Source organism: Nonomuraea longispora (assembly GCF_004348345.1).
GTDB classification, from domain to species: domain Bacteria; phylum Actinomycetota; class Actinomycetes; order Streptosporangiales; family Streptosporangiaceae; genus Nonomuraea; species Nonomuraea longispora.
Genome location: NZ_SMJZ01000089.1, coordinates 21114 through 33002 on the forward strand (window position 1 = coordinate 21114; position 11889 = coordinate 33002).

Genomic DNA, 11889 nt, shown 5'->3' on the forward strand with positions numbered 1-11889 from the left:
ATTGACAGGCACCTGTCTAGATCTCATAGTGGTCAGATACCTGTCTAGTATCCCGTCCTTCAGGGGAGCCTGTCATGCCCACCGCACATGTCCTGGATTCGACGATCTTCTACCGGGAGGTCGGCACCGGGCCGGCCACGACGGTCTTCCTGCACGGAAACCCCACGTCGTCGTATCTGTGGCGGCACATCCTGCCCGTCGCCGGAGCGTTCACCCGATGCCTCGCACCCGATCTGATCGGCATGGGGGAGTCCGGCAAACCCGACATCGCCTACAGCTTCGCCGACCACGCCGAATATCTCGACGCCTGGTTCGACGCGCTCGACCTCGACCGGGTCGTGCTGGTCGGCCATGACTGGGGCGGCGCGCTCGCCTTCGACTGGGCCGCCCGCCACCTCGGCCGCGTGCGCGGCATCGCGTTCACCGAGACGATCGTGAAACCGATGTCGTGGGAGGAGTTTCCCGCCGACGCCCGGCCGCTGTTCGCATCGATGCGCACACCCGGGGTCGGCGAGCAACTGGTGCTGGACCACAACGCCTTCATCGAGCAGGCGTTGCCGCGTACCGTCCCCGGGCTGAGCGAGGAGGACCTGGCGGTCTACGGCCGGCCGTACCCGACCCGGCAGTCCCGGGTCCCGTTACTGCAATGGCCGCGGGCGATGCCGCTGGACGGGGAGCCCGCCGAGGTCGTCGCCAGAGTCGACGCCTACGGCCGGTGGCTGGCGGCCAGCGCGGACGTACCCAAACTCCTGCTCGCCTTCGAGCCCGGCCCGGGCCAGATGATGAGCGCGCAGATCATCGACTGGTGCGCCGCTCACATGTCCGCTCTGCAGATCGAGACGCACGGAACGGCCGGCCACCACACCCCCGAGGACCAGCCCGAGGCCATCGCCGCCTCGCTCGTCGCATGGCTGGACAAGCACGCCCTGCTGGCCGGCGGAGAGGGCCGAGGGTGATGCGAGCGATCCGGCAACATGCGTTCGGGGGCCCCGAGGAACTGCGGATGGAGGAGGTGCCCGACCCCCACCCGGCCGGTGACCAGGTGCGGATCCGGGTCGAGTCGGCAGGTGTCCACGTGCTGGACACTGTCATCCGCCAAGGTGGAGGCGGGCCGCGGGTCGCGCCCCGCCTGCCCATGACACCGGGCCGGGAGGTCGCCGGAACGATCGACGAGGTCGCCGCCGCCGCCGACGCCGCTCTCCTCGGTCGACGCGTCGTGGCCGATCTCGGTCTGGCCAGCGGCGGATACGCCGAACTGGCGCTGGCTCCCGCGGCGGCCGTCCACGTCCTGCCGGACGACGTCGACGCCGACTGTGCCGTGGCCATGGTCGGCACCGGCCGGACGACCATGGCGATCCTCGAACTCGCAGCGCCGACCGCCGCCGACGTCGTCCTGGTCACCGCGGCCGCCGGCGGAATCGGGACCCTGCTGGTCCAGGCATGCCGTTCGGCGGGCGCGACGGTCGTCGGCGTCGCGGGCGGTCCCGGCAAGGTCGCGCTCGCCCGCCGGACCGGCGCGGACCACGCCATCGACTACACCCGGCCCGGTTGGCCCGACGAGGTACGCGACGCGGTGGCGGGCCGCCCGGTGACGCTCGCCCTCGACGGGGTAGGCGGCCAGATCGGCCGAAGCGCCCTGGAACTGCTCGGCGTCACCGGACGCCTGGTGATGTTCGGCTCGTCCTCGGGATCCCTGACCGAACTGTCGACCGGCGACCTGTTCAGCCGCGGCATCAGCGCCGCCTCCGCCATCGGCGCCCGCATCCTCCAGCGTCCGGGCGGCACCCGGACACTCGAGCGCGATGCCCTTGAAGCGCTCACCCATGGACGGCTCGTCCCGGTGATCGGTCAGCGGTTCGCCCTCACCGACGCGCCCGCCGCCCACATCGCCCTGCAATCCCGCGCCACCACCGGAAAAACCGTCCTGCGCCCATGACACCCGACGGCCGGGACCGGACGTGCCGGGTCGTCGCAGAAGGGATCAGCATGGAACAACGTCGCCCTCTGGGCTATTGGCTGAAGCTCCTCGACCAGCTCATCGAGGACAACCTCAACCGAGTACTCGCGGCGAAGGGGCTGCACCGGCGCCACTGGCAGACGATGAACCTGCTCGCCCCAGGGCCCGACTTCGACCGAGCGGGCCGGCGCGGGCCGGCTACGAGGGAGGCGATCGCACAGGGGCTCCGGCCGTTCTGGTCCGGGAGTTCGGTCGACCTGGACCAGGCGATCGACGATCTGCAGCAGCGCGGCTGGATCACCGGGCGGGAGCCCTACAGCCTCACCCCCGAGGGCGAGACCGCGCACGCCGCCCTGGCGCGCGAGGTCGAGCGAGCAGGCCGTCAGATCAGGGACGGAGTGACGGCGGAAAGGTACGCCGACACCATCGAGGTGCTCCGTCACCTGGTGGTGAACGCCGAGCAGATGCGGCGGACCGCGGCCTGAACGCCCCCACCGCCAAGGCTCGGCCGTTGACGGCGCCGCGCAGGCGTCCCTCGGCGACGAACCCGTTGTGTGGTGGACCTCGCACAGGTCCGTGCCCGCGATCGGCTTGACCGAGGCCGACCAGCGCCAGCCCGGCTCGAACGTGGCGACGCCGAAGGCGAGCCCGCTGAGGTGGCACACTTCCAGGTGGCCCATCGGGAAGTCGCGGCGTTCGTCCGGCTTGTCGATGCTCTTCACTTCGATCATGACGTTCCCCCTCCGTCAGGTCCAGTCTTACACCGCCGCCATGCTCACAAGCCGCGTGAGCTGGGCGAACGTTATAACGTGCGGCTTCAGGAGGGGCGGTGGACCCGGTAGGTGGACTGGACGACTCCCGCGCCGAACACCTGGGTCGACACGTGGGTGAGCGGGATGTCGCCGCCGACCGGGCCGAACAGGGGCAGCCCGGTGCCCAGCAGCACCGGGACCGTCGTGAGGGTCATCTCGTCGATCAGCCCGGCGCGCAGGAAGGCGCGGATCACCTGACCGCCGTCGACGTAGACGCCCTTGGCGCCGCGCTCGGTCAGGTGCCGCAGGAGCGCGCCGAGGTCGCGGTGGACGGTGACGCGGGGGTCGGCGTCCTCGGGCAGGGTGCTGCTGAGCACGGCTACGTGCTTGTCCGCGTGCGGCCACGGGTCGTAGGTCAGGCCGGGTTCGTACGTGCCGCGTCCCATGACGACGGTGTCGATGTCCTTGATGAACGCGTGGTAGCCGAGGTCGTCGCCGGCGGCCTCGCCCCGGCTGGTGAGCCAGTGCAGGTCGCCGTCCTCGCGGGCGATGAACCCGTCGAGGCTGATGCCGATGAAGACCTTGCAGGTGAAGGGATGACGGGCGGTCAAGGGGATCTCCTTCATAGTAAATGTATGTTCGTTTACTAATGTACGGAGAAAGGGCCGGTTCGCCAAACGAGCTCGGCGACCGTGGTGCCGGTGTCCCCGCCGGTCTGGACGGGGTCGGCGCGCGCGGTGGAGGTCACCGCACCGGCGGTGCTGGAGGCGTTCGAGTCGGATTCCGGCTCTCACCTGTTCCGGAACGAGCTGACGGAGGTGGTGCGGACGAGGGTCGAGGGCGACGAGCTGGTCATGGACGCCTGGCGCGACGGGGCGGGGGTGCGCCAGATCCGACGTAAGTAATCTACAAAGTAAAGGCGCCGGGTCTGGACCTAATTCTGTCTCAGTGCACCGAGAACCCTCCATCGACGAAGAGCATCTGGCCGGTGACAAACGCGGAGGCGTCACCGGCCAGGAACACCGCGGCGCCGGCGAAGTCCTCGGGCAGGCCGTTGCGGCCCGTCATGTGGCGGGCGGCGAGCGCCTCGACGCGGCCGGGCACGGCCTGGACGGGTTCGGTCAGCGGGGTCAGCACGAATCCGGGGATGATCGTGTTGATGCACACGCCGTGGGCCGACCACGCCTCGGCCTGGGAGCGGGTCAGCCCGGCGAGGGCGGCCTTGGCCGCGCCGTAGGCCCCGCTGTCGCCGAAGGCGCTGATCGACTGCTGGGAGCCGACGTTGATGATCCGTCCCCAGCCGCGCTCGGCCATCTGGGGGCCGAAGTGCTGGCCGAGCAGGTACGGCGCGGTGAGGTGCACGGCCACGGTGCGTTCGTAGTCGTCGACGGTGAGCTCGGCCATGGGTTTGCGGATGTTGTTGCCGGCGTCGTTGACCAGGATGTCGATGGTGCCCGCCGTGGCGCAGACCCGCTCGACGTCGCCGCGCTCGCCGAGGTCGGCGCTGATGGGGGAGGCGGTGACGCCGTGCTCGCGCAGCCGGGTGACGGCCTTGTCCAACGGGCCCTGCCTGCGGGCGACCACCACGACTTCGGCTCCGGCGCGGCCGATGGCTTCGGCGATGGCGTACCCGATTCCGGAGCTGCCGCCGGTGACCAGGGCGCGCCGGCCGTGCAGGGAGAACAGCTCACGCAGATAGTCCGACATGGAGCGTCAAGTTAGCACCCTGCCTGAGAGGGTCTGACGGGTGCCTTCGATCTCGGGTCCGGCGTGCTCGGGGACCCGCCCGCAACGGTTCCGAGCCCCGGGAACTCCCGAGGCGCACCGTTTGACACCTCTGATGAATAACCGCTATCTATTAGCCAACCGTTAGGGGGTGGCATGCAGGACGCGGTGCTGGCGATGCTGGCCAAGGAGCCGTCGCACGGGTACGGCCTCCGTGCCCGGCTGCGGCGCAGCCTCGGCCCGCTGGGTGAGTCGATGAACCCCGGCCAGATCTATGTGACGCTGGCCCGGCTGGAGAAGGCGGGACTCGTGGTCGGTGAGCGCACGGACGGCCTGCCTGAGCGGCCGGAGCGCAAGGTTTACGCGCTGACGGCGGCCGGGCAGCAGCGGGTGAGCGCCTGGTTGTCCGAAGTGAGCTGGCCGAAACCGGATCTTGCGGAGTTTCATCTCAAGCTCGCCGCGGCGGCCGCGGCCCGGCTGGCCGATCCGGTGGAGCTGGTGGGGGCGCAGCGCCGTGAGTTGCTGCGCCGGGTGCGTGAGGCGCAGCGGGCGGCGCTGGCCGAGCCGGTGGGGTCGCCCGCCGGTCTGCTGCTGGAAGGGGTCGTGTTGCGGTTGCAGGCGGACCTGCGCTGGCTGGAGGCCTGCGAGCGGGCCTGGTCGAGCACGGATGACGAAGGCGAGGGTGCGTGAACGGGCCGGCTGCCGTGGTCGGGGTGCGTGGCCTGGCCAAGCATCACGGTCAGGGGCAGAGCCTGGTGCGCGCGGTCGACGCTGTGGATCTGGAGGTGCCGCGGGGGCAGATGCTGGCGGTGATGGGGCCCAGTGGGTGCGGGAAGTCGACGTTGCTGCATCTGCTGGGTGGTCTGGAACGGCCGAGCGGCGGGGAGGTGTGGCTGGGCGGGCGGCGTGTGGACACGCTGAGTGAGCGGGCTCTGGCGCGGTTGCGGCGCCGTTCGGTGGGGTTCGTTTTTCAGGCCTTCCATCTGGTGGAGGAGTTGTCGGCGGCGGAGAACGTGGAGCTGCCGGTCCTGCTGGCCGGGGGCTCGCGGCGTGAGGCCAGGCGGCGGGCGGGCCGTTTGCTGGAACGTGTCGGGCTGACCGGCCGCGCGGGGCATCTGCCGTCGCAGTTGTCCGGCGGGCAGCGCCAGCGGGTGGCCGTCGCCCGGGCGATGGTCAACGATCCGCTGATCGTTCTGGCCGACGAGCCGACCGGCAACCTCGACACCGCGGCGACGTTGGAGGTGTTACGGATTTTCGAAGAGCTGCGTACGGCGGGGCAGACGCTGGTGATGGTCACGCACGATGAGCGGGTCGCGGCCACCGCGGACCGGCTGATCTCGATGCGTGACGGGATGTTCGCCGACGACACCTACCTGGCCGGTTCTCACGGGCGGGGGCTTGGCGGGCTGATCGGGCTGGACGGCTGATGGGCGCTGTCGTGCTGGTCGCGCGCCTGGTGCTGGCCGGTGTGCGCCGGCGTAGGGCGCAGGCCGTGATGCTCGTGCTCGCGGTGGCCGTGGCCACTGCCACCATGGCGTCGGGGCTGTCCTTGCGGGGCGTGAGCGATGCGCTGTATGAGCGGACCCGGGCGGCCACCGCGGGGCCGGACGTGGTGGTGCTGTCGGGTGAGTCGGGTCCCGCCGTCACCAGGGCACTGGCCTCGCTGGCCGATGATCCGGACGTGGTGGCCCACCACGGGCCTTATCGCGTCGTCCACGCCGGCCTCACCGCGCGCGGCCGCACCTCCAACGTGGTGGTGCACGGTTTCGGTGAGAAGCCCGGCGCGGTCAACCGGCCGCTGGTGACCTCGGGGCGCTGGGTGCGTCCCGGCGGCGCGGTGCTCGAACGAGGCTTCGCCGCGGCGCTGGGCGCCGGCGTGGGTGACCGCGTCGCCATCGGCGGCCGCTCCTACCCCGTTGTCGGGATCGCGGTGGCCGCGGCCACCTCCGTCTATCCCTGGGGGGCGCAGATCGGCCCGGGCGGCGGTCCCGTCGACTACAGCGGCCTGGCGTGGATGACCCGGTCCGACGCCCGGGACCTGGCCTCGTCCCGCGATCTGCCGGTGACCACGGCCGTGGATCTCAAGCTGCGTGATCCCGCGGCCACCGGGGCCTTCCGCGAGGCCCACCGCGAGCTGCCCCTCGTGGCCCACTTCCACTCCTGGCAGTTCACGGCCGAGCAGGACATGGCCATCCTGAGGAACAGCCTGCCGATCCTGGTCGTCGGCAGCTGGCTGCTGAGCTTCCTGGCTGTCACGGGAGTGGCGGCGCTGGCGGCGGGACGCGCCGTTGAGCAGACGCGCCGGGCCGGGCTGCTCAAGGCCGTGGGCGCCGGGCCGGGTCTGATCGCCGTCGTTCTGCTCACCGAGTATCTGGCACTCGCGCTGGCCGGCGACGTGCTGGGGCTGGTGGTCGCCCGTCTGGCCGCGCCGCTCATCGCCAGTCCCACCGCCAGCCGGATCGGCGAGGCCGCCGGGCCGGGCGGCGTCACCGTGGCCGCGGCGACCGCTCTCGCCGTGGCGGTGGCGGTGCTGTCGGCCCTGCGTCCCACGCTGCGCGCCCTGCGTACGGCGACCGTCACGGCGCTGGGCGCCACCGCCCGCCAGCCTCGTCACCGGCCCTGGCTGGCTGCGTGGTCGGCGCTGCTGCCCGCGCCGCTGCTGCTCGGCCTGCGGCTGACTGCCCGCCGGCCGGGCCGCGCCGTGCTGCAGGCGTGCGCCACCGCCACCACAGTGATGGGGATCGTCGCGCTGCTGACCCTGTACGCCCAGCCGGAGCGGGGCTACGGCCTGGACGGCTCCTCCGTGCTGCCCAATCTGCGGGGCGAGCACGACCGCCGGCTGATGCTCGCCGTGACCGTCCTGCTGATCGTCCTGGCCGTGGTGAACACCATCACGTTCACCTGGACCACCGCCATGGCGGCCCGGTCGAACCTGGCGATCGCCCGCACGTTGGGCGCCACCCCGGGGCAGGTCTCCGCTGGGCTGTCGGCCGCCCAGCTCCTGTCCAGCGTGCCCGGCGCCGTCGTCGGGGTGCCGCTGGGCACCGGCCTGCTCTCGCTCTTCGCCGCCGGGAACGCGGCAGACCCTCCGTCGTCCTGGCTGCTCGGCGCCGTGGTCGCGACTCTTGTGGCGACGGCGGCGCTCACCGCCCTGCCCACGCGCCTGGCGGCCCGCCGGCCCGTGGCGCAGACCCTCAGCGCCGAATCAGCGTGATCGGTCCCGCTGGGCCGGCGGGAGGCGGCGCGTACACCGGGCCGAGGCCCGCAAATGGTCGTGTCACAGCAGGTCGGAGAGCCCGAAGGGGGCCCGGTAGCAATGGAGCAGAATCCAACGAACAGGTCGCCCTTGGCATGACTCTGCTAGGCCGTTAGGCACCTACTCTGTAGCCCGCCTGATCACCGGTGATGCCCGGGTTCATAGCGCCACGCCCCTGCCCGGAGCGGTGAGTCACCCCGGCTGATGGACGCGGCGGCAGCCCGGAGGCCTGGCGCGTCGATTGGACTCTCGGGCTGATGCGTGTACAACGGCGGCATTCCGGCCGACGGAAGACCCCCGTCGTTCTCACGTCTGCGCACCACATCAAGCCAGATCATCGGTCCGGGCGAAGCCACCGCTTGGAGTGTTGATCGTGCTGGGACTGGCCTCAGGTCTTCCCTCTCTCGTGGGGTAGGCGTTCGCGGCCACGCACGTGGCTCTTGACAGTAAGTTGTCTCAACCGTGGCGCATCTGCCGCCAAACGGAAGCACGTAGGCTGGCGGGATGATCTATGTCAAGACGCCCCTTACCCGTGAGATCCGCGAAGCCGTGGCTCTGACCTGGGGTGTCACGGGGGAGAGTGAGCGGTTGCACGGCGGAGAGGAATCCGCCGCCTACCGCTTCGACGGGCACGTCATCCGCGTCGGCCCGGCGGGTCGCGCCGCCGCCGAGTCGGAGTGGTGCCACGCGATTGCCCGGCACGCCGCCGCCGGCCTGCTCGAGGCTGTCGCCCCGCTGCCGGCTGCCGGAGGGATGACGGTCATCGTCGTGGACGGCCGCCCGATCTCCTGCTGGCCGTATGTCGAGGGCTCCTGGCCGGACTCCGACATTCCGGCTCAGCGCGAAGCCGGTGCCCGTCTGCTTGCCAGGCTTCACAGGTCTCTGGCCGACTGCTGCCCCGGCCCGCGCCCGGTGCCCGCCTTTCAGGAGTCCGGCCTGTACGGCGATCCGCCTCAGGACGCCACCGAGCTGGACGACCCCGACCTGGACCGCTGGCTGGCCGCCTTCCACGCCGCGTACCCCGTGCGTCACCCTCTGCACGGCGACTACTACACCGGCAACACACTGGCCAGGGACGACGGCCGGATAGTGGCGGTTCTCGATTGGGACGAGACCTTTGTCGGCGCCCCTGAGCTGGAGCTGGCCGCCGCCGCCCTGGAATGGGGCGACGACCTGGCCGGGCCGAGCGAGGAGTTCGTGGCTGCTTACCATGAGGAGGGCGGCACGGCAGCCCGCCTGGACGAGGAGTCGCTCGCTCAGCTCGTCAGGCACAAGCTCCGCAGGGAGTATGCCTACTTCCACAAGGCCGTCCACTCAGGGGTGACACACGACGAGGCGGACGTCGAATACCACCGCGCCCGGGTAGAGCTGTTCCACCGGCTGCGCCCCTGACAGGGGCTGGCAGAGATCCGGGAGCCCTCGGGCATCGTCATCGGCGTGACGAACGGACTGATCGTCGGCTCCGGGCTGACAAGGACTGACGCCAGCCAGCGCGCTAGCCTGCAATCAGCGGTAGCCGGTCAGGCCGTCCGCCAATTCTTCTTCGTCGCCGTCGCGGCGCGCGGACAGGGCCTGCTGCAGGGCGAAGGTGGTGCGGATGGTGGCGATGCGGGTGGCCATCTTCTTGTCCGACCAGCCGCCGAGCGTGAGTACCCGGCTAAGGAAGTCCTTGCCGTAGCTGGCGCCGATGGCCGCAAGGTCCTCAGCGGTATCGCCGATCGCGACCTCGTCCCAGTCGATCTTTTCCCGCTTTACGCGGTGAGCATGTCGGCGAGGACGGCGGCCTGGCTGATCTCGGGCCGCCTGGTCGCGGTGAGCAGGGTGAGAGGCCGGTCCTTGGCGAGTTCGCGCAGGTGGGTGAGGGCCTCGGCGCGTTCCGGGTCTCGCAGCTCGTCGCGGTAGCGGCGGGCGAACTCCTCGAAGCGGTCGGGGTCGTGGGCGTACCAGGTGCGCAGTTCCGTGGAAGGTGCGACCTGCTTGCACCATTCGTCGAGGTGGGCCCGGTCCTTGGCCATTCCGCGCGGCCAGACCCGGTCGACCAGGACCCGGGTGCCGTCGTCGCCTGCGGGCTCGTCGTGGACGCGTCGCACGTGGATCGTGGTCCTCTTCGCCATCATCGCCTCCTCTGACACGACGATACGCGCACGCGGACGAGGCGACGTCTGTGGGGTTGCCGCGCGCGGGCGCGGGGGTTAAGCTCGGACGCTGACTTTACCTAGCACGAGCATTCACAACCCTCCCGATAGGAGTATACCAGCGAATGGCTAATCGTCAAGATGGTCTCGCGCAAGCCCTTGACAGCGAGCAGCGTGCCGTGTCGTGGCTGTACGGCCGGCTCGACGTCGCCCGGCAGTGGGCGGAGGAGGCGCTGCGCGCGGCGTACGGCAGGGCGACGGGCACCCGCCAGGCGATGGTCGAGCGCGAGACGACGGCCTCCGAGCAGGCGCGGCGCCTGGCCCAGCTCAACGCGGTCGAGCGCGGACTGTGTTTCGGCCGGCTCGACGACGGCTCCGGGCACACCACGTACATCGGCAGGATCGGTCTGCGCGACGAGGGGCACGAGTCGGTGCTGATCGACTGGCGGGCGCCGGCGGCGCGGCCGTTCTACGTGGCCACGGCCACCGATCCCGGTGGCCTGGTGCGCCGCAGGCACCTGCATCTGAAGGACCGCACGGTGGTCGGTATCGACGACGAGGTGTTCGACCTGGACGGCATGAGCGACGGTGACCGGCGCGCGCTGGTGGGCGAGGCTGCGCTGCTGGCGGCGTTGCGCCGGGGCAGGACGGGCCGGATGAGCGACGTGGTGGCCACCATCCAGAGCGAGCAGGACCGGGTGATCCGTTCCTCGCTGCAGGGGGCGCTGGTCGTGCAGGGCGGTCCCGGCACCGGCAAGACGGTGGCGGCGCTGCACCGGGCGGCGTACCTGCTCTACACCCACCGCGACACGCTGGAGCGGCGCGGGGTGCTCGTGGTGGGCCCCAACCCGATGTTCCTGCGCTACATCAGCCAGGTGCTGCCGGCGCTGGGGGAGACGCAGGTGGTGATGGCCACGGTCGGGGAGATGTTCCCGGGGGTGCGGGCGAGCGCGGCCGACGCGCCGGGCGCGGCGGTGGCCAAGGGGGATCCGCGCATGGCCGGGGTGGTGGCCAGGGCGCTGGAGCTGCGCCAGGCGGTGCCGGACGGTGACCTGGTGGTGGAGCTGGACGGGCTGCGGCTGCGGGTGCCGTACGAGGTGTGCGCGCGGCTGCGCGAGCGGGCGCGGGCGGTGCGGCTGCCGCACAACATGGCGCGCAAGCTGTACGTGAGCGAGCTGCTGAAGGAGCTGGCCAGGGCAGAGGCGCGGGCGCTGGAGGAGTCGCTGCACATCGAGGAGCTGGAGGTGGACGAGCCTGAGCTGAACGAGCCGCTCGACCTGGAGGCCGACCTGGACGAGATCGATCTGGAGCTCGCGTCGCGGCGGTTGTGGGGTGAGCCGGAGGTCCGGCGAGCGGTGGACGCGTTGTGGCCGGAGCTGACGCCGCAGCGGCTGATCGACGAACTGCTGTCGTCGGAGCAGACGCTGCGGTCGGTGGCGCCGCCGGACCTGGACTGGCGGGAGCTCGTACGCCCGCCCGGATCCGCCTGGACGCCGGGTGACGTGCCGCTGCTGGACGAGGCGGCCGAGCTGCTCGGGGAGGACGACTCGGCGCGGCGCTCGGCGGCCAGGGAATCCGCGCTGGAGTGGGCCGAGCAGGAGCTCTACGCCCATGAGGTGCTGCAGTCGACCGGGGTGGCCGAGCAGGGCATCTTCGACCGGGCCGACGTGCTGGCCGAGCGGCACACCGACGACGGCTCGGGCCTGACCACGGCCGACCGGGCGGCGGCCGACCGCTCGTGGGCCTACGGGCACGTGATCGTGGACGAGGCGCAGGAGCTGTCGCCGATGGCCTGGCGGATGGTGATGCGGCGGGTGCCGGCCAAGTCGCTGACCGTGGTGGGCGATCTGGCGCAGACGGGGTCGGCGGCGGGGGCGCGCTCGTGGGGCGAGGTGCTGGACCCCTATCTGGAGGGCCGCTGGCGCGTGGAGCGGTTGCTGGTGAACTACCGTACGCCGGTGGAGATCATGCGGGTGGCGGCGGACGTGCTGCGGGCGTTCGCGCCAGAGCAGGAGCCGCCGGAGTCGGTGCGGTCGGGCGGGGCGCGGCCGCGGGCGGTGCGCC

The 11889-nt window shown here is 71.4% G+C and carries 12 protein-coding genes and 1 pseudogene; 9 read left to right on the forward strand and 4 right to left on the reverse strand.

The features are described from left to right. Window positions 1–74: 74 nt before the first annotated feature. Genes E1267_RS22945 through E1267_RS22955 form a run of 3 tightly spaced genes read left to right on the forward strand, consistent with a single transcriptional unit; the run spans window position 75 to window position 2442 of the window. Window positions 75–956 carry a haloalkane dehalogenase gene (locus E1267_RS22945; RefSeq protein WP_132334763.1) on the forward strand — a complete coding sequence of 294 codons (882 nt, stop codon included), beginning with the start codon at window positions 75–77 and terminating at the stop codon, window positions 954–956. Beyond that, on the forward strand, window positions 956–1936 hold the full coding sequence (locus E1267_RS22950) for a zinc-binding dehydrogenase (RefSeq protein ID WP_132334785.1): 981 nt from the start codon (window positions 956–958) through the stop codon (window positions 1934–1936). The genes E1267_RS22945 and E1267_RS22950 overlap by 1 nt, the downstream gene beginning before the upstream one ends. A gap of 50 nt (window positions 1937–1986) precedes the next feature. Continuing rightward, on the forward strand, window positions 1987–2442 hold the full coding sequence (locus tag E1267_RS22955) for a MarR family transcriptional regulator (protein WP_132334765.1): 456 nt from the start codon (window positions 1987–1989) through the stop codon (window positions 2440–2442). 332 nt (window positions 2443–2774) lie between these two features. Here the strand turns inward: E1267_RS22955 and E1267_RS22965 are convergent, their stop codons facing one another. Continuing rightward, window positions 2775–3320, reverse strand: a complete 546-nt coding sequence (locus E1267_RS22965; protein ID WP_220449623.1) for a dihydrofolate reductase family protein — start codon at window positions 3318–3320, stop codon at window positions 2775–2777. Between the two features lie 90 nt (window positions 3321–3410). On the opposite strand from E1267_RS22965, the gene E1267_RS45350 reads away from it, so the two are divergent. Continuing rightward, the gene (locus E1267_RS45350) at window positions 3411–3614 is read left to right on the forward strand and encodes a hypothetical protein (RefSeq protein WP_181957828.1); all 204 of its coding nucleotides are present in this window, start codon (window positions 3411–3413) and stop codon (window positions 3612–3614) included. A 40-nt stretch (window positions 3615–3654) separates the two neighbouring features. On the opposite strand, the gene E1267_RS22975 is transcribed toward E1267_RS45350, so the two are convergent. Beyond that, on the reverse strand, window positions 3655–4416 hold the full coding sequence (locus E1267_RS22975; protein WP_132334769.1) for an SDR family NAD(P)-dependent oxidoreductase: 762 nt from the start codon (window positions 4414–4416) through the stop codon (window positions 3655–3657). A 174-nt stretch (window positions 4417–4590) separates the two neighbouring features. On the opposite strand from E1267_RS22975, the gene E1267_RS22980 reads away from it, so the two are divergent. The 4 genes from E1267_RS22980 (at window position 4591) to E1267_RS22995 (ending at window position 9082) form a co-directional block, all read left to right on the forward strand. After that, window positions 4591–5124, forward strand: coding sequence for a PadR family transcriptional regulator (locus E1267_RS22980; RefSeq protein ID WP_132334771.1), 534 nt, complete (start codon window positions 4591–4593; stop codon window positions 5122–5124). Beyond that, window positions 5121–5861 carry an ABC transporter ATP-binding protein gene (locus E1267_RS22985; RefSeq protein WP_132334773.1) on the forward strand — a complete coding sequence of 247 codons (741 nt, stop codon included), beginning with the start codon at window positions 5121–5123 and terminating at the stop codon, window positions 5859–5861. The genes E1267_RS22980 and E1267_RS22985 overlap by 4 nt, the downstream gene beginning before the upstream one ends. Next, a complete protein-coding gene (locus E1267_RS22990; protein ID WP_132334775.1) occupies window positions 5861–7648 on the forward strand; it encodes an ABC transporter permease in 1788 nt (595 codons plus the stop codon). Before E1267_RS22985 ends, E1267_RS22990 begins: the two co-directional genes overlap by 1 nt. A gap of 546 nt (window positions 7649–8194) precedes the next feature. Beyond that, the gene (locus tag E1267_RS22995; RefSeq protein WP_132334777.1) at window positions 8195–9082 is read left to right on the forward strand and encodes a phosphotransferase enzyme family protein; all 888 of its coding nucleotides are present in this window, start codon (window positions 8195–8197) and stop codon (window positions 9080–9082) included. 114 nt (window positions 9083–9196) lie between these two features. Here E1267_RS22995 and E1267_RS23000 read toward each other — a convergent pair. Continuing rightward, window positions 9197–9430: pseudogene (locus E1267_RS23000) on the reverse strand (phosphotransferase); the annotation flags it as partial. Between the two features lie 11 nt (window positions 9431–9441). Next, the gene (locus E1267_RS23005; RefSeq protein ID WP_342774864.1) at window positions 9442–9807 is read right to left on the reverse strand and encodes a DUF488 domain-containing protein; all 366 of its coding nucleotides are present in this window, start codon (window positions 9805–9807) and stop codon (window positions 9442–9444) included. 143 nt (window positions 9808–9950) lie between these two features. Here E1267_RS23005 and E1267_RS23010 point away from each other — a divergent pair. Continuing rightward, a partial coding sequence (locus E1267_RS23010; protein ID WP_342774865.1) for a HelD family protein occupies window positions 9951–11889 on the forward strand: 1939 nt, incomplete at its 3' end.